Genomic DNA, 21078 nt, shown 5'->3' with positions numbered 1-21078 from the left:
TAACGAATAATTGAGATCTACGCGCTTGCCCCAAGGCTTTTCTGATGCGCTATTCATGCAATCTTATTATCACTTCCTCCTATCAATTCAATCGGCGTAATTGACTTCACTTCTGGTCGAAAAAGCGCACAATGGGTCACAACAAAAAGTTTTTCACCAAAGTATTTCGGTGGTCGTACAAAGCGTCTTGAAAGTGACTATGCTTGTGGAACACGTTTGCTGACTGAGTCGGATTGCTTGCTAACTTGTAAGATAGCAACAATAAATCGCAAACATTATTTGATCTTAACCTACAGTTTTGGTTAAAAAGTGTAGTAAAATTACGCTAGTTTTGTTTCAAGGTTAGATAGAGCAGCGAAGCTCTACACCGAAAGTTACTTAAATTTGATGAGGTCATCACTATGTCTGCTAAGAAGCCATTGGCTCTAGTTATCCTTGACGGTTACGGTTACCGTGAAGACACAGCAAGTAACGCAATTGCAAATGCTAAAACACCAGTAATGGATGCACTAATTGCGAACAACCCTAACACTCTAATCTCTGCTTCAGGCATGGACGTAGGTCTACCTGACGGTCAAATGGGTAACTCAGAAGTTGGTCACACCAACATCGGTGCAGGTCGCGTTGTATACCAAGATCTAACTCGTATCACTAAGTCTATCGCTGACGGTGAATTCACTGAAACAGCAGCACTAGTTGAAGCTATCGACTCTGCAGTAAAAGCTGAGAAAGCTGTACACATCATGGGTCTTATGTCTCCTGGTGGTGTTCACTCTCACGAAGATCACATCTACGCAGCGGTTGAAATGGCGGCAGCTCGTGGCGCTGAGAAAATCTACCTACACTGCTTCCTAGACGGCCGTGACACACCCCCACGTAGTGCTGAAAACTCACTACAACGTTTCCAAGACCTATTTGCAAAACTAGGTAAAGGTCGTGTTGCTTCTCTAGTGGGTCGTTACTACGCAATGGACCGTGACAACAACTGGGATCGCGTTCAAGTTGCTTACGATCTTCTAACTCAAGCTAAAGCTGAATTCACAGCAGAAACGGCAGTTGCAGGTCTAGAAGCGGCTTACGCTCGTGAAGAAAACGACGAATTCGTCAAAGCAACAGCTATCAAAGCAGAAGGTCAAGAAGACGCAATCATGCAAGATGGCGATGCAGTTATCTTCATGAACTACCGTGCTGACCGTGCACGTCAAATCACTCGTGCATTCGTTCCTGCATTTGACGGCTTCGAGCGCGCTGTATTCCCAGCAATCAACTTCGTGATGCTGACTCAATACGCGGCTGATATCCCTCTAGCTATCGCATTCCCACCTGCGTCTCTAGAAAACACTTACGGTGAGTGGCTATCTAAGCAAGGTCAAACTCAGCTACGTATCTCTGAAACAGAGAAATACGCGCACGTAACGTTCTTCTTCAACGGTGGTGTTGAGAACGAATTCGAAGGTGAAGAGCGTCAACTTGTTGCTTCTCCAAAAGTAGCAACTTACGACATGCAGCCAGAAATGAGCTCTCCAGAGCTAACAGAGAAGATGGTTGCTGCTATCAAGTCTGGTAAGTTCGATACTATCATCTGTAACTACCCGAACGCAGATATGGTTGGTCACACTGGTGTTTACGAAGCGGCTGAGCAAGCTATCGAAGCACTAGATGAAAGCGTTGGTAAAGTGGTTGAAGCAATCAAAGAAGTTGGCGGTCAAATGCTAATTACTGCGGACCACGGTAACGCAGAGATGATGATCGACCCAGAAACGGGCGGCATCCACACTGCTCACACTAACCTACCAGTACCTCTAATCTACGTAGGTGACAAAGCGGTTGAGTTCAAAGAAGGCGGTAAACTGTCTGACCTTGCACCAACAATGCTTTCTCTAGCAGGTCTAGAAATCCCTGCAGAAATGTCTGGTGAAGTGCTAGTTAAGTAATTAACTGACGATTCAGAATGATAAAAGCCCGAGTTCGACTCGGGCTTTTTTGTATCTGTAATTCTGTGTTCGGTAAGGCGGTGAGTTACTGAGCTCAACAGTTACTAAGCTCAACAGCCCCTAATTGAACCTGATCTATTGCACTAGGATGCCAGTGCCTATGACCGCCAGTGCTGCGCCAAACCAAGCGAATCGATTCGGACGTTTCTTGGTGTAAACCCACAACAATGGCAGCAACATGATTGGCGTTGTTGAAGAAAGTAGAGCCACCATCCCGACATTACCCTCACGCAGGGCATATAGAATCAACGTCATACCCACCGCCATGGCCAAAAAGCCGTTTAATGCGGTAATGCCAAAAACTTTCCATGTGATGGTTTGAGTCGCGCGAGCGACTTTTGCGCCAATTAACCAAAGTGCGCAATGTGCGACGAAAGCACTGATCATACGAATCGCGGAAGCGGCGACAGGATCGACACTGGTTTGCATGACAGGTTTAGCGATGATGCCGCCCAGAGCCTGACACATAGCGGCAGTTAAACCGAGCCCGACACCAATCCAAACATTACCTTTGATCTCTTCTAGCGTGTTACTGGCTTGTCCGCGTCGGCCGTAGAAAATCGCCATGACGACACCGCTAAAAACTAAGGCGGCTCCAATCAGCTCCATACCCGTCATGCTTTCGCTAAATAGAAAGTAACCTAAAATGGCGGAGAAGACGGCGTGACAAGAAAACAACAAACCTGCTTGGCGTGGCCCCATGCGGTTCAAACAAGCGAATAACGCGGTATCGCCAATAAAGATACCAATCAAACCGGACGCCATCATCGGCGTAATGTGTTCCGCCGATACGCTGAGCCAGCCACCCGTTATCCACGCCATTGTGGAGAGGATTACCGCGGTACAACCCATACGCCAACGGCTATAGGCAAACGCACCAAGATGCTGAGCGGGAACAACAGAAATTAAGCTAGAAACAGCCCATAGGAAAGCAGCGCATAGCGCCAGCCATTCATAATCCATGATTGCGAGACATCCTTGTAGAGCAGGGTAAGGCTCTAATATGCATCAATTTATAGAGATATAAAAGAGCACCTTATCGCTAATAAAAAAGCAGCTCGTGGAGCTGCTTTTGATGGGGAGGTTATACTTTAAAGCGACTGATGTTCTCACGCATCGTATTGGCGGTATCGTACATCTGGCGTGCACCTTCACTGCTCTTAAGCGATTGTTCGGCAATCATGTCGGCATCGTCTTTAATGCCTTGTGTGTTGCGGCTGATGTCTTCGCTTACCGCGCGTTGCTCTTCTGCAGCGCTTGCGATTTGCATTGCCATGTCGTTGATCTCAGTGATCGAGTTAGTAATGCTGGTTAAGCTGTCGTGTGCTTGCTGAGCATAATCCACGCTAGTATCTGCCAAACTGGTACTGGTTTGCATGCTATTGACCGCCAGCTTGGTGTTGTTTTGCAACGTTTCGATCATAGTGCGGATTTCTTCCGTTGAACCATGAGTGCGTTGGCTAAGCACGCGTACCTCATCGGCAACCACGGCAAAACCACGACCTTGCTCACCGGCACGAGCCGCTTCAATTGCTGCGTTGAGTGCCAACAAGTTAGTTTGTTCGGCAATGCCTTGGATCGTCGATAGGATTTGGTTGATGCTTTGCGTGTTTGCTTCTAGCTCTGAAATCACGCTGGCAGCATCACTGACTTGTTCAGCCAGTTCGACAATCGCTTCACGGTTTTTCTGGATAACGTTTTGCCCTTCCATACAAGCAGATGCGGAGTTTTGCGAAGCGCTTGCTGTTAGCTCTGCATGACTTGCTACTTCTGCTGCTGTCGCTGACATCTCATGAATGGCTGTAGCAATTTGGTTGACGTCATTTTGCTGATGTTCAACACGACCCGCTGCCATCGCAGATAGCTCATTCGCTTGGTTAGCCTGATCAGAAAGTTGCTCACTGTTTTCAACAATACTCTTCAACATGGTCTGCATTTGAGCAAGGAACTGGTTCACGTGAGTGGCAAGTTCGCCAATCTCATCCATGCGCTCGATCTTGATGCGTTGAGTAAGATCGCCTTCGCCCTGAGAAAGTTCTGAAAGTGCATCAGACAGTGTTTGAAGTGGCTGCAGTAGGCGAGTGATGATGTAAGTGCTGATTGCCGCAATAATCAAGTACAACACAATCGAAGCAATAGCCGTAAATGTCACTTGCTCAGAGACAGAAGCAAACGCCATTTGTTTGTCTTGCACAATACCTAAAGACCAATCGGTGTTCGGCACTTTAGCCACGTAAATCAGCTTATCGCCTTGGCTCGGCCATTGAATGGTGTCTAGTTTCGCATCACCGGCCAACGTCATCATCGTGCTATGAGTTAAGGCTGGGTTGAGTTCTGTTAGCGGTTTTTGGCTGAGCTTTTCATCTTTGTAAGCCACTAAGTTGTTGTTGCCATCAACTGGGAACGCAAAGCCATCGTTGTCAAGCTGAATGTTAAGGACTTCTTTGATGATGTCAGTTACTGCTAAGTCAGCGGCAAGTACACCTTTTTACCTTGATTGAATGCCTTAGCAAAGCTAACCACAATGCTGCCATCGAAATCTTGGTATGGCTCCGTGATGATCAACCCCGATTTCTCCATCGCATCTTGATACCAAGGGCGAGTGCGAGGATCATAGTCAGAAGGCCAAGATTCAGATTTATCACCGTAGGCAATCGAGCCGTCAGAGAAGCCAGCGTAGACCGATAAAAACTTACCAGCACGCTTGGTCAGTAGTATCTCGCGATCGGCGTTATCAGTGCCAGCGATGATGTTTTCATTCGCGAGCATCATGTCGCTGCGAATCGCCAGCCAATCGCTGATATAACGGTTGGTCGATTGAGAGATGTTTTGAATTTCTCGATTCAGGGTAGAAGTGGTTTCTTCGCGCAGTTGATTTACGGAAACCCAAGCTTGAACGCCACTAACAATGGCGATAATGACTGCAATCGCAATCTGTATTTTAAGTTTGATGGTATTTCTCATTGCCTTACCTTCATAAAACAGACAAAAAGATCAATGTCACGAGCCGTGACTTCAAAGGGTGTGAGACGATTCAAGCACTGAAAGTTACATGAAAGGCTGTAGCTAATTTATCGACGTTTTACGTGAAAACTTGAGATAAATAGCGTGATTTTTATTCAACATGTTGATTATAAAAGTGATTTTTCTAGATTCGAAAATCGATATAGATTTCGCAAATATCGCTGTGGGTTGAAAGTGCTGGAAGGAAAGAATCTGGGGTGGCGTGAACCACCCCGAAGTTAGCGTGTTAGAACAAGATAATCACAGCGCCATAGACGATGAATAGGCCCACCAAACCGATAATCACCCCGACTTTTGCCATGTCTTTGCTTTCAATTAATCCTGTTGAGTAAGCGAGTGAGTTAGGTGGTGTAGAGACTGGCAAAATCATACCGAGCGATGCCGAGAAGGCGACCACAACCAACAAACCTTGTAGGCCACCGATAGCAACCAGGCTCGGCATAGAAGCCCCAATCGCTGCAGCAATCGGCATCAACAAGTTCGCGGTGGCAGTGTTGGACATAAAGTTTGCCATTAGCCAACACACGATCGATAGGGCAACGACGACCGCAAATGGAGATAGGGACTCATAATCTATTGCGTGAGCGAGGGCTTCTGCCAAGCCGGTTTTATCTAGCGCAATACCAATGGCGATACCACCGGCAACCAGCCATAACACATCCCAGTTGATAAGCTTGAGCTCTTCTTTACCCATGATGCCTGTTAGCGTGAATACGGCGAGTGGAATAATGGCGACTACATAGGTATTCATGCCATGCACTTTGGTTGTCATCCATAGCAGAATGGTCATGGCGAAGGTCACGTAAACCACGATCGCACGCCAGCTCTTCTTGAACTTGCCATCCAGACGCAGCTTCATTTCTGGTTCGCTAGAAGGGAAGAGCTTTTGCAATAAGAACCAAGCTAGCGTCAATTGCACTAAGACAAAAGGCAAGCCCATCATCATCCAAGATAAGAAATCGATGCTGTTTTCTCCGGTTAAATATTGCAAGGCAATCGCGTTAGGCGGGGTACCGATTGGCGTTGCGATACCACCCGTATTAGCGGCAATAGGAATACACAAAACCAGCGCTTTGATCCCTAAGTCTCCTTTTGGTGCTGAAGCAACAATGGGACCAAGGAGAGCCAGCATCATAACGGTCGTCGCAGTGTTCGACATAAACATCGAGAACACGGCGGTGATCAGCATTAAGCCTAACATGATGAACTTAGGTTGAGTGCCAAACGGCTTGAGCAGCACACGAGCAAGGTTGTTATCAAGCTCGTATTTAGAGGCCGCAATAGCGAGTGCGAAACCACCCATGAAAAGGATGATGATGGGAGAGGAGAAAGCGGAGAAAATATCGGTGTAAGCAATCAACTCACCCAAATCATGTCCCGCTGGTGGATTGCGAAATAGGTGTAAGCCTTTGTCCGATATCATGATCAATTCAAGAGCGATGATCAGAATCGAAGTAGCGAAGACGGGAACCGGTTCTAAAACCCAAAGTAGTGCAGCGAGAAGGAAAATCGCCAGAAGACGATGCTGAATTAAAGTTAGATCGTCAATTGGAATGGCATCTATCGGCATCATTAAGACACCGAGTGGAATCAAAAAACACACCAGTAACTTGACCAGTGTGTCCGCACTTATCTTTGGCATTGGCAGCCCCTTTTATAATCATCCCTCAACGCAGAATAATTGATTGCGCTTTTAGGTACTTAGAGGCAAGTACGAGTTTGAAAAAGAGAGGCGAAATTTCGAACAGAGTTTTGCTTTTTGTCAATAAAAAAGCCCCCGCGAGCGGAGGCTTTAAAATCAGTTTGAGCGGAAAAGCTTACTGCTGGTGGGCGTAAGGAGTACCCATTACGGTTGGCTTGCCATTTTCCATGCTTTCATCGAATGCGATAGCATCTTTTGCGAACAGGTTGATAACGGTTGAGCCAAGCTTGAAGCGACCCATTTCCTCGCCTTTCTTCAAGATAACTGCTTTATCGCCTTCTGCAGGGTAATCCCATTTGTAAACCGAGTTACCACGTGGTGGCGTGATAGTGCCAGCCCATACTTGCTCGATGCTACCTACGATGGTTGCACCAACCAGTACTTGTGCCATTGGACCAAACTCAGTATCAAAGATACATACTACGCGTTCGTTACGTGCGAATAGGTTTGGCACGTTCTCTGCGGTTAATGGGTTTACCGAGAATAGGTCACCAGGTACGTAAATCATCTGACGTAGCGTACCGTCACATGGCATATGCACACGGTGGTAATCACGAGGTGATAGGTACAAGGTTGCGAAAGAGCCGTCTTGGAACTCTTCAGCCAGTTTTGCGTCACCGCCAAGTAATTCTTGTGCCGAGAAGTTATGACCTTTAGCTTGGATAAGCTGGCCGTCTTCAATTGGACCGAATTGGCTTACACATGCGTCCGCAGGGTGAGTAATCACGGCATCGCCTTCAGCAATTGGGCGTGCGCCTTCCTTTAGCTCACGTACAAAGAACTCATTGAAGGTTTTGAAGTGTTTAGGATCGGAGTGCTTCGCCTCATCCATGTTCACGTTGTATTGCTTGATAAACCAGCGAATGATTGCTGTTGTTAGACCGCCAGCCTCTGCTGAAGCCAGTTTGCCCACTAGGCGTGTTAACCCATGTTGTGGGATCCAGTACTGCAGTCCAACTTTAATCTTGTCCATCTTTAATTCCGATACTTCTGTTTGATTCTCGCTTTAGGGCGCGTGATGTTACTGAAATTTAATCTGCTTGTCAGTATTAGGTGATGATTTCTTACACAGTTGCAGTCTTAACTCAGCTACAGATCCGCTTTCTTGCTGCGTGAGTACTGACGGTTTGCTTTGTTTTCACTCATGCTTTCTAGGATGCGATGGTAGTTTTCAAAACGGACTTCACTCACTTCACCTTTTTCCACGGCTTCTCGCAAGATACAGCCAGGATCGTCGTTGTGCTTACAGTCGCGGAACTTACACCCACCAAGATAAGGACAGAATTCAACGAACGCTTTGGTCACTTCTTCTGCTTCTAAGTGCCACAGGCCAAATTCACGTACCCCTGGAGAGTCAATCAGATCGCCGCCAGTAGGGATGTGGTACAAGCGAGCAGCTGTAGTGGTGTGTTGACCCAAGCCTGAGTTCTCAGAGATCTCGCCTTCTTCAACTTCTTGCTCAAGTTCTGGCATTAACGCGTTCACTAGACTTGATTTACCTACACCAGATTGCCCAACGAAGATGTTGATACGGTCGCGTAGTTGCTCTTCAAGTTCTGCAATGCCCTCGCCTGACTGCTTACTTACAAACAATACTTTGTAGCCAATACGTTTGTATTCTTCTAGCCACTCTTCGTACATTGCTCGATCTTCATCAGCAAGCAAGTCGATTTTGTTGAGTACCAACAGCGGGGCAATGTTCAGTGTTTCGGACGCCACTAGGTAGCGGTCGATGATGTTGAGTGAAAGCTCTGGCAAAACCGAAGAAACGATCACCATTTGATCGATGTTTGCGGCGACGGGTTTCAAACCATCATAGTAATCAGGGCGAGTCAGCATGGATGTTCTAGGTTCAACGGCTTCAACAACACCAGAAATACCAGCCATTGATTCAAGACCTTCGCGCCATAGCACGCGATCGCCTGATACCAGTGATTCGATACCACGACGAAGGTTACAGCGCTGCACTTCACCAGTTTCTAAATCTTCGATGTCAGCGTGCTGACCGAAACGAGTGATAACGAGACCCTGTTTACTTGCGCCTAGCATGTTCTCATCCCACTGGATGGACTCTTCTTGCTTCTTTAGGCGTTTTTGTTGGTTGCTGCGTACGCGGCGCACCTGACCTTTGGTTAACTTTTTCTTTTTTGCCACAATCTTGTACTTAATGTGAGTTAACTCAGTTGATTAAACGGAATCTTCGTCAATCGAGTGAGTATCATGTTTCAAGTATTTTCAGGTATAGTACCTCTTTTATCGATAAACAAATAGGCGGCGTAATCATGTCCTTTAGCGATCAAAACCTGATTTGGGTGGATTTAGAGATGACAGGCCTCGATCCTGAAACGCATAAAATCATCGAAATTGCTTCTATCGTTACGGATAGTGAATTGAATATTTTGGCTGAAGGTCCTGTTCTTGCTGTCCATCAGCCAGAAGAAGAATTGGCTAAGATGGACGACTGGTGTACTAATACACATACGGCAAGTGGTTTGGTTGAGCGTGTTCAAAACAGCCAAATTTTAGAGCAAGATGCTGTTGCGCAGACCATTGAGTTTCTCGAAAAATGGGTACCAAAGGGCGTTTCTCCAATTTGTGGTAACAGCATTGGTCAGGACCGTCGATTCTTGTACAAACATATGCCTGAGTTGGAAGAATACTTCCACTACCGCTATTTGGACGTGAGTACGCTAAAAGAGCTGACTCGCCGCTGGAAACCAGAAGTGTTAGACGGTTTTTCGAAGCAGGGCACGCATCTGGCATTGGATGATATCCGTGAGTCGATTGCTGAGCTAAAGTACTACCGCGAAACGATCTTTAAGATCTAACTGTTAAGGCTGCGATCCAAATTGTTGGAATTAATGAGTGTTTTGCTTGCTTTTTCATCTGTTGGTAAAAAAATAAAGTTTTTTTGAACGAAGGACTTGCATCACAAAAAAATGCTCTTATAATTCGCAGCCCTGAACGACGGAAACGTTGTTGATGCGACACTAGCTCAGTTGGTAGAGCGCAACCTTGCCAAGGTTGAGGTCACGAGTTCGAACCTCGTGTGTCGCTCCAAATTAAAAGGCGTTCATCATGCCTCAAATGGTGAATTACGGACGCGGGGTGGAGCAGCTTGGTAGCTCGTCGGGCTCATAACCCGAAGGTCGTCGGTTCAAATCCGGCCCCCGCAACCAACTCTCTTTTGAGAATATGCGACACTAGCTCAGTTGGTAGAGCGCAACCTTGCCAAGGTTGAGGTCACGAGTTCGAACCTCGTGTGTCGCTCCAATTTAATAGCTCTCATTGTGCTTAACAATGAAACACGGACGCGGGATGGAGCAGCTTGGTAGCTCGTCGGGCTCATAACCCGAAGGTCGTCGGTTCAAATCCGGCTCCCGCAACCAATGCGACACTAGCTCAGTTGGTAGAGCGCAACCTTGCCAAGGTTGAGGTCACGAGTTCGAACCTCGTGTGTCGCTCCAGTTTGATAGCTCTCATTGTGCTTAACAATGAAATACGGACGCGGGATGGAGCAGCCTGGTAGCTCGTCGGGCTCATAACCCGAAGGTCGTCGGTTCAAATCCGGCTCCCGCAACCAATTCTCTTTTGAGAATATGCGACACTAGCTCAGTTGGTAGAGCGCAACCTTGCCAAGGTTGAGGTCACGAGTTCGAACCTCGTGTGTCGCTCCAGTTTGATAGCTCTCATTGTGCTTAACAATGAAATACGGACGCGGGATGGAGCAGCTTGGTAGCTCGTCGGGCTCATAACCCGAAGGTCGTCGGTTCAAATCCGGCTCCCGCAACCAATTCTCTTTGAGAATATGCGACACTAGCTCAGTTGGTAGAGCGCAACCTTGCCAAGGTTGAGGTCACGAGTTCGAACCTCGTGTGTCGCTCCAATTTAATAGTCCTCATTGTGCTTAACAGTGACATGCGACATTAGCTCAGTTGGTAGAGCGCAACCTTGCCAAGGTTGAGGTCACGAGTTCGAACCTCGTGTGTCGCTCCAGTTTGATAGCTTTCATTGCGCTTAACAGTGAATTGCGACACTCGCTCGTTTACAGAGCAAACTTACCAAGGTTGAGGTTACGCCTTTCTGTTATGGATAGGGAACTTCGTGTGTCGTTCCAATTCTTATTACTGCTTAAAGCAGTGATACATGGACGCGGGATGGAGCAGCTTGGTAGCTCGTCGGGCTCATAACCCGAAGGTCGTCGGTTCAAATCCGGCTCCCGCAACCAATTCACATCGCTCTTTTCATAATGCTGCGAAGCATGAACCCCTGAAAATCATATTTTAATCCGCATCAGTCGATGCCGGACGATTTCGTTTGTGTTTTAAACATGAGACGACTTGTCTGAGCAACGAATTATCTGGTGTTCGGAGTGCTTTCTGCTCTTTAATTAACAGAGTTATCCACATATATCATTCTGTGGATAAGTTGGTTGATAAAGTGTTTTCAGCTTGGGTTTAAAGGGCTGCAAAGAAAGATCTTTTCTTTATGCGACAACAATAAAAATTCCCCTTTACGACATAAGTGCATGTTATTTAAGGGGAAAGTTGCTTTTATTGCGGATCGGGTGCGTTAAATCAGGATCATTAATTTGTATTTTTTTGATCCTAATCATTTCTTCAGGTTGTGTTTAACTTTTTTCTCTTCCCTGAAATCTTTCGAGTCTTGACTTTTTTTCCACATTCCAGAATTGAGAACAAGGTCATGAATTGAACATGTAAAAAGTGTTTTCAATCTCTTGCATATGAGCTACGCGTTAGGCGTCTCTTGGAAGGCCTTTTTCGACGATTCTGATTAAGCGTTTCTTCTTCGTCTCGATAGAGTCTGATTCATTGGTAGGGAATTGGCTGAATTGCTGCTCTAGAGCCCAATTGATATGTTCATCTAGTAATTCACTTTCACCACGACGACTCTCTAAGGCGTCAATGGCCTTTTGGCTGTATTCTGCATTACCAAGTGCGACAGAAATATTACGCAACCATTGTAAGTGGCCAATTCGGCGGATCGCAGACCCTTCCATTTGTTTAAGGAACGTTGCTTCATCCCAATTGAACATAGTAATGAGATCTGGGTCTTCAAAACTATCACGGCGGTGAAAGTCTTCTTGAACGGTAACTTCCGCGTATCGGTTCCATGGACAAACTAACTGACAATCGTCGCATCCGTAGATACGGTTACCCATTGGTTTACGGAACTCTTCAGGGATAACACCATCAAATTCGATAGTGAGATAAGAGATACAGCGTCGTGCATCTACGATTTTATCGTCAACGATAGCTTGCGTCGGACAGGATGTGATACATGCTTTACACTTGTCACATTGATCGACGCTTGGTTCATCCACGGGTAATGGCAAGTCGATAAGTAATTCGCCAAGGAAGAACCATGAACCACAGTCTTTATCTAAAATGAGTGAGTGCTTACCTGTCCAGCCTAACCCGGCTTTTTGAGCGAGTGGGCGTTCAAGGATAGGGGCTGAGTCGACAAAGGGGCGATAGCCATATTGTCCGACTTCTTGCTCAATAAGTTTGCCAAGTTTATTAAGTTGCTTTCTCACCAACTTGTGATAATCACGACCAAGCGCATAGCGACTGATGTAAGCATGGTTTTTGTTTGCCAAATTGGAAGCGAACTTAGCTTCAGGTGGCAGATAGTCCATGCGCACGCTGATGACACGTACGGTTCCCGGTAGAAGTTCATTGGGTCTGGCTCTCATCATGCCGTGACGAGCCATCCAATCCATTGAACCGTGATAGCCAGCATCAAGCCATTTTTGCAGAGCCGCTTCATGTTCACTAAGATCAACATCGCAGATACCGACTTTCTGAAAGCCGAGCTCTTTACCCCAAATTTTGATTTGTTGAGCGAGTTGTTCGAAGTTCATGTTTTATCACCGAGATAAAGGGGGGCGGATCTTACCGGATCTTATGAATTGGTGCTACCAGAAAGTCTAGATAAGTATTTTGAAACAAAGTCAGCAAAAGTTGACGTGGGCATGAGCAATTTTCCTTATGCATTCAATAGAATCAGGTAATTAGGATTTGTCTTTTTTGGTCATTTTTTCGCATATATGACATTTGAGAGCTTGTCTCTCAAAACCAACACAGTTTACTATTCCTGTTCTTTTGATTTTTATATAGTCAACGATCATTAGTTAGAGAAACATCAATGAGCACGAAACAATTTAATCTTAAAGATGAGCATGAAACGGTAGCACTAGGCACCGCACTGGCTCAGCTTTGTTCTCAACAAACCACCATTTATCTGCACGGTGATCTGGGTGCGGGTAAAACAACCTTCAGTCGTGGTTTTGTCCGTGCTCTTGGCCATCAAGGAAATGTAAAAAGCCCGACCTATACTTTGGTTGAACCTTATCAGCTAGATAAGTGGCAAGTTTACCATTTTGATCTTTACCGATTGGCGGATCCGGAAGAGTTGGAATTCATGGGGATTCGAGACTACTTCACGGATGATGCGATTTGTTTGGTGGAATGGCCAGAGAAAGGGCAAGGAATGCTGCCACAACCAGATCTTGATGTGGACATTCGTTACCAAGGCGAGCAGCGTGTAGCCGAACTAACGGCGAACAATGAATATGGTGTGCAGTTACTCAGTCGATTGGAGCTATGTTGAGTCTTCCTAAATTTAGAGTAGTGGCGGCGTTTGTCGCCACTTTTCTCCTTATCATCCCCAATTTAGCATTTGCTAACGTCGTAAAAAGTTTCCGAGTTTGGCCTTCACCAGATGAGACTCGTGTCGTCATCGATTTGAGCTCGGAAGCAGATTATTCCTATTTTTCTCTGTCTGGACCAGACCGCTTAGTCGTGGATATTAAAAACACCACGATGCAAGCCAAATTACCAGTGACCGTAACTGACAGTCCGGTTCTAAAGCGGGTTCGTAAGAGTTCTCCTCCGAGCAAAGGTACATACCGTCTGGTATTTGAGCTCAAAAAGAACGTTAAAGCTGAACTCTTCACGCTAAAGCCAACGCCGGCTGGGCAGTATGGCCACCGTTTGGTTATTGACTTGCCACATGGCGCGAAGACATCGACAGCAGCAACCAGTACACCGAAACCAAGTACTCCAGCAACACCAAGTAAAGACATGAGCTCGGTGAAGCGCGCACAAGAGATTCTTATCGTCATCGACCCTGGTCATGGTGGTGAAGACCCTGGTTCAATCGGTCCATCGCGTCGTAAATATGAAAAGGATGCGGTGCTGAGCATTTCTCGTAAGATCTCGGCTCAGTTAGATGCGGTTCCAGGTATCAAAACTCGTATGACTCGTAACGGTGACTACTTTGTTAACCTCAACCGTCGTGTGGCGATTGCGCGTGAGAACAATGCGCACCTGCTAATTTCGATTCACGCTGATGCGTTCACCTCTCCAAAACCTCGTGGTGGTTCGGTATTTGTATTGAATACTCGTCGTGCAAACACAGAAATTTCACGTTGGGTTGAAAACCACGAGAGACAATCTGAGTTGCTCGGCGGATCGGGTACGGCGTTTGTTAGCAACACCAATGATCGTAACGTGAATCAAACATTGTTGGATCTTCAGTTTAGCCATTCGCAGAAAGAAGGCTATAAGCTAGCTACCAACATTCTTGGCGAGATGGGTAAAGTTGCTCGTTTGCATAACTCGAAGCCAATCAATACCAGCTTGGCGGTTCTGCGTTCTCCGCAAATCCCTTCAGTTCTGGTTGAAACAGGTTTTATCTCGAATCCAACGGAAGAGAAGTTATTGTTCCAACGTGCGCACCAAGACAAGCTAGCACGTGCTATCACTAAAGCAGTTGTACAATATCTGAAAGATAACCCGCCAGAGGGCACGGTGTTCTCGTCTTCTGCTAAGCCATCGATTCATACTGTGAAACGTGGTGAGTCGTTGTCAGTTATTGCTCAGAAATACGGTACGTCGACCAAAGCAATCATGAGCGCGAACAAGCTTAAATCGAGTGGTCTGGCGGTTGGTCAAAAATTGAAAATTCCTGGTTCTGGTGCGGCGTCGGTTTCTGTTCCGAACAAGCCAAATACCGTTGAAACTGAGACGATCACACACACGGTTAAATCCGGAGAGTTCCTTGGCAAGATTGCCAGTCACTACAAAGTGAAAATTGCGGATATTCGCCGTGAGAACAATCTGAAATCAGATACGGTTTGGGTTGGCCAGAAGTTGAAGATCACTGTCGCAGTGAAAGACAAACCAATCCGCAAGCACAAGGTTGCTCGCGGTGAATACCTAGGTAAGATTGCATCGAAGCATGGCGTTAGCGTGTCAAGTATTCGTAAGGCGAACAACTTACGTTCTGATGAACTAGCGGTTGGGCAGGTGCTGATCATTCCAAACAAATAAGTGAGCTGATAACTCATCATGACCATCAAGATTTTGCCAGCTCGACTGGCAAACCAAATCGCGGCAGGGGAAGTGGTTGAAAGACCCGCCTCTGTCGTGAAAGAACTGGTAGAGAACAGTCTCGACTCTGGCGCGACTCGTATTGATATTGATATCGAGAAAGGTGGCGCCAAGCTGATTCGCGTGCGCGATAACGGCAAAGGGATTGTGAAAGATGAGTTAGGTCTGGCGTTGAGTCGCCATGCTACTTCTAAGATCCACACATTGGACGATCTAGAAGCCATCATGAGTTTGGGATTCCGCGGTGAGGCGTTAGCGAGTATTAGCTCTGTGTCGCGCTTAACCATGACTTCTCGCCCGGCAGCGCAAGAACAAGCGTGGAGTGCCTACTCGGAAGGGCGTGACATGAAGGTTAAGCTTCAGCCGACGGCACACCCAATCGGTACTTCGGTTGAAGTCTTAGATCTGTTCTTTAATACGCCCGCACGCCGTAAATTCCTCCGCACTGAGAAAACCGAATTTGCTCACATCGACGAGCTGCTAAAGCGCATTGCGTTAAGTCGCTTTGATGTCACTATCAATGTGCGCCACAACGGCAAAATGATTCGCCAATACCGCGCGGCAAAGAACCAGCTTCAAACTGAAAAGCGCATTACTGCGGTATGTGGCAATGCTTTTGTGCGTAATATGCTGCGCATCGAATTGGAGCATCAAGGTCTCAAGCTTCATGGTTGGATTACCACGCCAGAAGGGGCGAGACAGCAGAGCGACCTACAGTACTGTTACGTGAATGGGCGTATGATGCGTGACAAATTGATCAATCACGCGATTCGTCAAAGCTATGAAACCAGCTTAAAGCCGGATCAGTTCGCCGCGTATGTCTTGTTTATTGAGCTCGACCCGCACCAAGTGGATGTTAACGTGCACCCTGCTAAGCATGAAGTGCGTTTCCATCAAGCCCGCTTAGTGCATGACTTTATCTATCAAGCTTTGGCAGATGCGCTTGCGCAAAGCTCGGTGATTGATAAGCCCCACGTCAACGAGTCCGCGTTCCACCATGCCGACCCTGTTGAATCTTTTGAGGCGAGCACGGCAAATCAAGAACCACTCAGCGCACCAGAGCCTGTGAATTCTCCTGTGCCAGAGCATGTCTATCAAGCGATTGATAACACTCCAGCTTATCCGGGGCGTTCAGACTATGAATCGAAACCTCTCGATAGGGCACCAAGTGATTCTTCTGTGCGAGAAGCACGTCCGACAGATTCTTTCAGACGAACAGATTGGGTTGAATCAAAACCTGCGCCTAAACCAAGTTCTAACAGAGAACAACGTCATGCTGAGCCTGCGCCAAGTAAACAAGAAGTGCGCGCTTATCATGAATTGCTTCAAACGCCAGATTTTGAGCCTAAAAAAGAAGCTCCAAAAGCGTCAGTTAGCACATCGGCAGAAGCTGCTTTACCGCCAGTTACGGCATTAAGTAAAGCGCTGGCTGTGGTGGACGAGCAGTTTGTCTTGATGAGCAGCGACAGTGGCGCTGCTTTGGTCGCGTTGCCAAGAGCGGAGTTTTATCGGACCAAAGGTCAGCTAACACCAAGCGACGGAGCGTTAAAAGCTCAGCCACTGTTGGTTCCATTATCCGTTAAGTTGGAGCCGGAATTAGTTGAGCTTGCGCGCGATTATCAGCAAGATTTTGCGCAGTTGGGCATTCAACTGAAAGCTCGAAATGACAAAGCTTTAATGGTCATGGGCGTGCCATCACCACTGCGTCAACAAAACTTACAAAATTTGATACCAGATCTGTTATCTTACGCGCAAACTCGCGTGAGAGGAGAGGTGGCAACGGTTCAGCTGTTATTAGAGCTGATAGATTGGCTTGCTTTGCAGGTCACTACCGTTAAGAGCCACTATACTCTTTCCGAAGCCATTCAAATTATTGCGGAACTTGAACAGCTAAGACATGGTCAATTGCCATTAGAAGATACAAAATTTGTGTCTGCTGTTGATTTCTCTGCCACGATTGCCAAATTAAGACCATGACAGACAAACTACCTTTGGCGCTATTTTTAATGGGGCCAACAGCATCAGGTAAAACAGAGCTAGCGATTCGACTTCGCCAGAGATACCCAGTTGAGATCATCAGCGTGGACTCGGCGTTGATCTACAAAGACATGAATATCGGCACTGCAAAGCCAGATGAGCGAGAGCTTAGTCTAGCGCCGCATCGTCTCATTGATATTCTTGACCCGAGCGAATCATACTCTGCGGCGGACTTCCGTCGTGATGCACTACAGGCAATGGATGACATTGTTGCAGAAGGAAAAATTCCGTTATTAGTCGGCGGAACAATGCTGTACTACAAAGCGTTACTTGAAGGCTTATCACCTCTTCCTGCTGCAAATCCTGAAATTCGTCAGCAAATTGAGCAAGAGGCATTGACTAAAGGTTGGTCGGTGTTGCACGATGAGCTGAAAGAGATTGATCCTGTATCAGCTGCGAGAATTCATCCAAACGATCCTCAACGTTTATCTAGGGCATTGGAAGTATTCCGCATTTCAGGTAAAACTCTTACTGAGTTGACTCAAACGAAAGGCGACAGCTTGCCTTACCGAGTCAAACAGTTTGCAATAGCTCCCAAGGACAGGGCAGAACTTCACCGTCGAATTGAGCTGCGTTTCGATAAGATGATGGAAGCGGGTTTTGAAGAAGAAATGAAAGCGTTGTATGCGCGCAAAGATCTTCACCCTGATCTTCCTTCTATCCGTTGCGTGGGCTACAGACAGATGTGGGAGTACTTAGACGGGGACTGCACCCGCGACGAAGCCGTTTTTCGTGGCATCTGTGCAACTCGTCAATTGGCCAAGCGTCAAATCACCTGGTTACGCAGCTGGAATGATTTAACTTGGTTGGATAGCGATAACATTGAACAGGCACTTGAAACTATGTCAGAAGCAATAGCATCTGATTGAGATAGCTGTGTATAATGTGATCGTTTTTGCGTGAACGCACTCTCAAAGGATCTGTTATTGGCGGTTTTTATACTATGCTGCTAATTACTTAGGGTGCATTTTGATTCGTTTAGCTCAGATGCAAAAGCAGTATCTTTTGCATTGCACCACTAGCTAAATAATTACAACTACAAATTAAATAAGGAAAATAAAATGGCTAAGGGGCAATCTCTACAAGACCCATTCCTAAATGCGCTACGTCGTGAGCGTATCCCGGTATCTATCTACCTTGTGAACGGTATTAAACTACAAGGTCAGATCGAATCTTTCGATCAATTCGTGATCCTGCTGAAAAACACTGTAAATCAAATGGTGTACAAGCACGCAATCTCTACCGTTGTTCCGGCTCGCCCAGTGAGCCACCACAGTGGTGATCGTCCTCAAGGTGATCGTCCACAAGAGAAATCTGAAGATTAATTCTTCATTTAGTATTGCAAAAATAAGGAGTTGATTGCTTGTTTGACCGTTATGAATCCGGTGAGCGAGCCGTACTTGTTCATATCAACTTCACGCAAGAAGGTGAATGGGAAGATCTGGCTGAATTCGAAATGCTGGTTTCTTCCGCTGGGGTAGAGGCGCTGCAAGTTGTGACTGGCAGTCGTCAATCCCCACACCCGAAATACTATGTCGGAGAGGGTAAGGCGCAAGAAATTGCTACTGCGGTACAATTAACTGGCGCTGAAATTGTGATTTTTAATCACTCCCTCTCTCCTGCCCAAGAACGTAACCTCGAAGCGCTGTGCAAATGTCGAGTCCTCGACCGCACCGGTCTCATCCTCGATATCTTTGCTCAACGAGCACGAACACACGAAGGTAAGCTGCAAGTCGAGCTAGCTCAACTTCGTCATATTTCTACTCGTTTGATTCGCGGTTGGACGCACCTTGAAAGGCAGAAAGGCGGCATCGGTCTACGTGGGCCAGGTGAAACCCAGTTAGAAACCGACCGTCGTTTATTGCGTGACAGAATCAAAGCTATCCTTCGTCGTCTTGAAAAAGTCGCGAAGCAGCGTGAACAAGGGCGCCGTGCCCGAAACAGAGCAGAGATCCCAACGATTTCTCTCGTGGGCTACACCAACGCGGGTAAGTCGACACTCTTCAACCGTATTACAGAAGCTGGCGTTTACGCGGCAGATCAATTGTTTGCTACTCTTGACCCAACTTTACGTAAGATAGAGTTAGCAGACGTAGGACCTGCGATACTTGCAGATACCGTTGGTTTTATCCGACACCTGCCTCACGATTTGGTTGCGGCCTTCAAAGCAACCTTGCAGGAAACGCAAGAAGCTGACATTTTGTTACATGTTGTTGATGCCAGTGACGAGCGTTTTCGTGAGAATATTCAAGCTGTTCATGAAGTTTTAGAAGAGATCGACGCACATGAAGTGCCGACACTCGTAGTAATGAACAAGATTGACAATCTAGAAGAGCAGAAACCACGTATAGAACGTGATGAGGAAGGCGTGCCTCGTACGGTCTGGGTTTCCGCGATGGACGGATTAGGCATTGATCTTCTGTTTGACGCGCTGACCGAGCGTTTAGCGTCGCAAATGGTTGAGCATCAGTTGCGAATTCCTCCACAGTATCAAGGACGATTCCGTAGTACATTCTTCCAAATGAAGTGTATTCAACGTGAGGAATATGACCAGGAAGGTAACTTGTTGATCAATATTCGAATGCAACAGGTAGATTGGTCTAGACTTGAAAAAAGAGAAGGGGCAGTTTTAGTCGACTTTATAGTCACTTAAAGGACTGCTACAGTATAACGTCATATCAAATGATGGAGCTTTCTAATGGCGTGGAATGAGCCTGGAAATAACAACGGCAACAATGGCCGCGATAATGACCCTTGGGGTAATAATAATCGTGGTGGCCAGCGTCCTGGTGGCCGAGATCAAGGTCCGCCAGATTTAGATGAAGTGTTCAGCAAACTGAGTCAAAAGCTGGGTGGCAAATTTGGTAAAAAAGGCGGCGGTGGTGGTTCACCTATCGGCGGTGGTGGTAGTGCGATTGGCTTTGGTGTCATTGCAGTTATCGCGATTGCGGTGTGGTTCTTCGCTGGCTTTTACACCATCGGTGAAGCAGAGCGCGGTGTCGTGCTGCGTTTAGGTAAATACGACCGTATCGTAGACCCTGGTCTGAACTGGCGTCCTCGTTTTATCGACGAATACGAAGCGGTTAACGTGCAAGCGATTCGTTCGCTACGTGCATCTGGTCTAATGCTGACTAAAGATGAAAACGTAGTAACGGTAGCGATGGACGTTCAATACCGTGTTGCTGACCCATACAAATACCTATATCGCGTAACCAATGCGGACGACAGCTTACGTCAAGCAACGGATTCTGCGCTACGTGCGGTAATTGGTGACTCACTGATGGATAGCATCCTAACAAGTGGTCGTCAGCAAATCCGTCAAACAACACAAGAAACTCTGAACCAAATCATCGATAGCTACGATATGGGCATCGTGATTGTTGACGTCAACTTCCAGTCTGCACGTCCGCCAGAGCAAGTTAAAGATGCCTTTGATGATGCAATCGCAGCACGTGAGGATGAAGAGCGTTTCATCCGTGAAGCAGAAGCTTACAAGAACGAAATCTTGCCTAAAGCAACTGGTCGTGCAGAGCGTTTGAAGAAAGAAGCACAAGGTTACAACGAGCGTGTAACGAACGAAGCACTTGGTCAAGTAGCTCAGTTTGAAAAACTACTACCTGAATACCTAGCGGCACCGGGTGTAACTCGTGACCGTCTGTACCTAGACGCGATGGAAGAAGTTTACTCAAGCACATCTAAAGTGCTGATTGACTCTGAATCTAGCGGCAACCTTCTTTACCTTCCAATTGATAAGTTGGCTGGTCAAGATGGTCAAACAGACACTAAACGTAAATCGAAATCGACTTCAACGTACGACCATATCCAATTGGAATCTGAGCGTACGCAAGAAGACACTTCGAGCTCGCAGTCTCGTTCAACTGGTACACGTCAAGGGAGATACTAA

Annotated in this window: 14 protein-coding genes, 11 tRNA genes and 1 pseudogene; 20 read left to right on the top strand and 6 right to left on the bottom strand. The window is 46.7% G+C overall.

The features are described 5' to 3' along the window. Window positions 1-401 precede the first annotated feature (401 nt). Complete coding sequence (gpmM, locus tag H735_RS27180; RefSeq protein ID WP_020194837.1) at window positions 402-1934, top strand: 2,3-bisphosphoglycerate-independent phosphoglycerate mutase; 1533 nt, start codon at window positions 402-404, stop codon at window positions 1932-1934. A 135-nt stretch (window positions 1935-2069) separates the two neighbouring features. Here the strand turns inward: gpmM and H735_RS27175 are convergent, their stop codons facing one another. The 5 genes and pseudogenes from H735_RS27175 to rsgA all read right to left on the bottom strand — a co-directional run bounded on the left by H735_RS27175 (window position 2070) and on the right by rsgA (window position 8874). Continuing rightward, on the bottom strand, window positions 2070-2957 hold the full coding sequence (locus tag H735_RS27175) for a DMT family transporter (protein ID WP_020194838.1): 888 nt from the start codon (window positions 2955-2957) through the stop codon (window positions 2070-2072). Window positions 2958-3078: 121 nt separating this feature from the next. Further along, window positions 3079-4958 (bottom strand): annotated as a pseudogene (locus H735_RS27170) (methyl-accepting chemotaxis protein). Between the two features lie 286 nt (window positions 4959-5244). Continuing rightward, window positions 5245-6660 carry an SLC13 family permease gene (locus H735_RS27165; RefSeq protein WP_020194839.1) on the bottom strand — a complete coding sequence of 472 codons (1416 nt, stop codon included), beginning with the start codon at window positions 6658-6660 and terminating at the stop codon, window positions 5245-5247. A 175-nt stretch (window positions 6661-6835) separates the two neighbouring features. Then, complete coding sequence (asd, locus tag H735_RS27160) at window positions 6836-7693, bottom strand: archaetidylserine decarboxylase (protein ID WP_005443754.1); 858 nt, start codon at window positions 7691-7693, stop codon at window positions 6836-6838. A 116-nt stretch (window positions 7694-7809) separates the two neighbouring features. Beyond that, the gene (gene rsgA, locus H735_RS27155; RefSeq protein WP_020194840.1) at window positions 7810-8874 is read right to left on the bottom strand and encodes a small ribosomal subunit biogenesis GTPase RsgA; all 1065 of its coding nucleotides are present in this window, start codon (window positions 8872-8874) and stop codon (window positions 7810-7812) included. A gap of 128 nt (window positions 8875-9002) precedes the next feature. On the opposite strand from rsgA, the gene orn reads away from it, so the two are divergent. The 12 genes from orn (at window position 9003) to H735_RS27095 (ending at window position 10948) form a co-directional block, all read left to right on the top strand. Further along, window positions 9003-9548, top strand: coding sequence for an oligoribonuclease (gene orn, locus H735_RS27150; protein ID WP_020194841.1), 546 nt, complete (start codon window positions 9003-9005; stop codon window positions 9546-9548). 156 nt (window positions 9549-9704) lie between these two features. Beyond that, a tRNA-Gly gene (locus H735_RS27145) sits at window positions 9705-9780 on the top strand. Between the two features lie 42 nt (window positions 9781-9822). Further along, window positions 9823-9899: transfer RNA gene (locus tag H735_RS27140), tRNA-Met, on the top strand. A gap of 18 nt (window positions 9900-9917) precedes the next feature. Further along, window positions 9918-9993: transfer RNA gene (locus H735_RS27135), tRNA-Gly, on the top strand. 39 nt (window positions 9994-10032) lie between these two features. Further along, window positions 10033-10109: transfer RNA gene (locus H735_RS27130), tRNA-Met, on the top strand. A 2-nt stretch (window positions 10110-10111) separates the two neighbouring features. Beyond that, window positions 10112-10187 (top strand) — tRNA-Gly (locus H735_RS27125). A gap of 39 nt (window positions 10188-10226) precedes the next feature. Further along, a tRNA-Met gene (locus H735_RS27120) sits at window positions 10227-10303 on the top strand. A gap of 18 nt (window positions 10304-10321) precedes the next feature. After that, a tRNA-Gly gene (locus tag H735_RS27115) sits at window positions 10322-10397 on the top strand. 39 nt (window positions 10398-10436) lie between these two features. Continuing rightward, window positions 10437-10513, top strand: a tRNA-Met gene (locus tag H735_RS27110). A gap of 17 nt (window positions 10514-10530) precedes the next feature. Continuing rightward, window positions 10531-10606 (top strand) — tRNA-Gly (locus tag H735_RS27105). A gap of 34 nt (window positions 10607-10640) precedes the next feature. Continuing rightward, window positions 10641-10716 (top strand) — tRNA-Gly (locus H735_RS27100). Between the two features lie 155 nt (window positions 10717-10871). Further along, window positions 10872-10948 (top strand) — tRNA-Met (locus H735_RS27095). A gap of 528 nt (window positions 10949-11476) precedes the next feature. Here the strand turns inward: H735_RS27095 and queG are convergent. Then, window positions 11477-12604 (bottom strand): tRNA epoxyqueuosine(34) reductase QueG, encoded by a 1128-nt coding sequence (gene queG / locus H735_RS27090; RefSeq protein WP_020196230.1) that lies wholly within the window; start codon window positions 12602-12604, stop codon window positions 11477-11479. A 284-nt stretch (window positions 12605-12888) separates the two neighbouring features. On the opposite strand from queG, the gene tsaE reads away from it, so the two are divergent. The 7 genes from tsaE to hflK all read left to right on the top strand — a co-directional run bounded on the left by tsaE (window position 12889) and on the right by hflK (window position 21078). Beyond that, window positions 12889-13353 (top strand): tRNA (adenosine(37)-N6)-threonylcarbamoyltransferase complex ATPase subunit type 1 TsaE, encoded by a 465-nt coding sequence (gene tsaE, locus H735_RS27085; protein WP_005438321.1) that lies wholly within the window; start codon window positions 12889-12891, stop codon window positions 13351-13353. Further along, on the top strand, window positions 13347-15077 hold the full coding sequence (locus tag H735_RS27080; RefSeq protein ID WP_020196231.1) for a LysM peptidoglycan-binding domain-containing protein: 1731 nt from the start codon (window positions 13347-13349) through the stop codon (window positions 15075-15077). The genes tsaE and H735_RS27080 overlap by 7 nt, the downstream gene beginning before the upstream one ends. Window positions 15078-15095: 18 nt before the next feature. Next, window positions 15096-17114 (top strand): DNA mismatch repair endonuclease MutL, encoded by a 2019-nt coding sequence (mutL, locus tag H735_RS27075; protein ID WP_020196232.1) that lies wholly within the window; start codon window positions 15096-15098, stop codon window positions 17112-17114. After that, window positions 17111-18043 (top strand): tRNA (adenosine(37)-N6)-dimethylallyltransferase MiaA, encoded by a 933-nt coding sequence (gene miaA / locus H735_RS27070; RefSeq protein WP_005438326.1) that lies wholly within the window; start codon window positions 17111-17113, stop codon window positions 18041-18043. The genes mutL and miaA overlap by 4 nt, the downstream gene beginning before the upstream one ends. A gap of 192 nt (window positions 18044-18235) precedes the next feature. Next, on the top strand, window positions 18236-18499 hold the full coding sequence (hfq, locus tag H735_RS27065; RefSeq protein WP_005438329.1) for an RNA chaperone Hfq: 264 nt from the start codon (window positions 18236-18238) through the stop codon (window positions 18497-18499). Between the two features lie 38 nt (window positions 18500-18537). After that, window positions 18538-19827, top strand: coding sequence for a ribosome rescue GTPase HflX (hflX, locus tag H735_RS27060; RefSeq protein WP_005438331.1), 1290 nt, complete (start codon window positions 18538-18540; stop codon window positions 19825-19827). Between the two features lie 45 nt (window positions 19828-19872). Continuing rightward, a complete protein-coding gene (gene hflK / locus H735_RS27055) occupies window positions 19873-21078 on the top strand; it encodes an FtsH protease activity modulator HflK (protein ID WP_005438333.1) in 1206 nt (401 codons plus the stop codon).

The organism is Vibrio owensii CAIM 1854 = LMG 25443, assembly GCF_000817815.1.
In the GTDB taxonomy this organism is placed as follows: domain Bacteria; phylum Pseudomonadota; class Gammaproteobacteria; order Enterobacterales; family Vibrionaceae; genus Vibrio; species Vibrio owensii.
The sequence above is the reverse complement of the archived record's forward strand: the minus strand, read 5'-3'. Positions and strand labels throughout refer to the sequence as shown.

Excerpts from the sequence above, each read along its gene's own strand:
- hflK (WP_005438333.1), top strand. The coding sequence starts at position 19,873 with ATGGCGTGGAATGAGCCTGGAAATAACAACGGCAACAATGGCCGCGAT.
- H735_RS27175 (WP_020194838.1), bottom strand. The coding sequence starts at position 2,957 with ATGGATTATGAATGGCTGGCGCTATGCGCTGCTTTCCTATGGGCTGTT.
- orn (WP_020194841.1), top strand. The coding sequence starts at position 9,003 with ATGTCCTTTAGCGATCAAAACCTGATTTGGGTGGATTTAGAGATGACA.
- asd (WP_005443754.1), bottom strand. The coding sequence starts at position 7,693 with ATGGACAAGATTAAAGTTGGACTGCAGTACTGGATCCCACAACATGGG.
- tsaE (WP_005438321.1), top strand. The coding sequence starts at position 12,889 with ATGAGCACGAAACAATTTAATCTTAAAGATGAGCATGAAACGGTAGCA.
- hfq (WP_005438329.1), top strand. The coding sequence starts at position 18,236 with ATGGCTAAGGGGCAATCTCTACAAGACCCATTCCTAAATGCGCTACGT.
- H735_RS27080 (WP_020196231.1), top strand. The coding sequence starts at position 13,347 with ATGTTGAGTCTTCCTAAATTTAGAGTAGTGGCGGCGTTTGTCGCCACT.
- gpmM (WP_020194837.1), top strand. The coding sequence starts at position 402 with ATGTCTGCTAAGAAGCCATTGGCTCTAGTTATCCTTGACGGTTACGGT.
- H735_RS27165 (WP_020194839.1), bottom strand. The coding sequence starts at position 6,660 with ATGCCAAAGATAAGTGCGGACACACTGGTCAAGTTACTGGTGTGTTTT.
- mutL (WP_020196232.1), top strand. The coding sequence starts at position 15,096 with ATGACCATCAAGATTTTGCCAGCTCGACTGGCAAACCAAATCGCGGCA.
- miaA (WP_005438326.1), top strand. The coding sequence starts at position 17,111 with ATGACAGACAAACTACCTTTGGCGCTATTTTTAATGGGGCCAACAGCA.
- queG (WP_020196230.1), bottom strand. The coding sequence starts at position 12,604 with ATGAACTTCGAACAACTCGCTCAACAAATCAAAATTTGGGGTAAAGAG.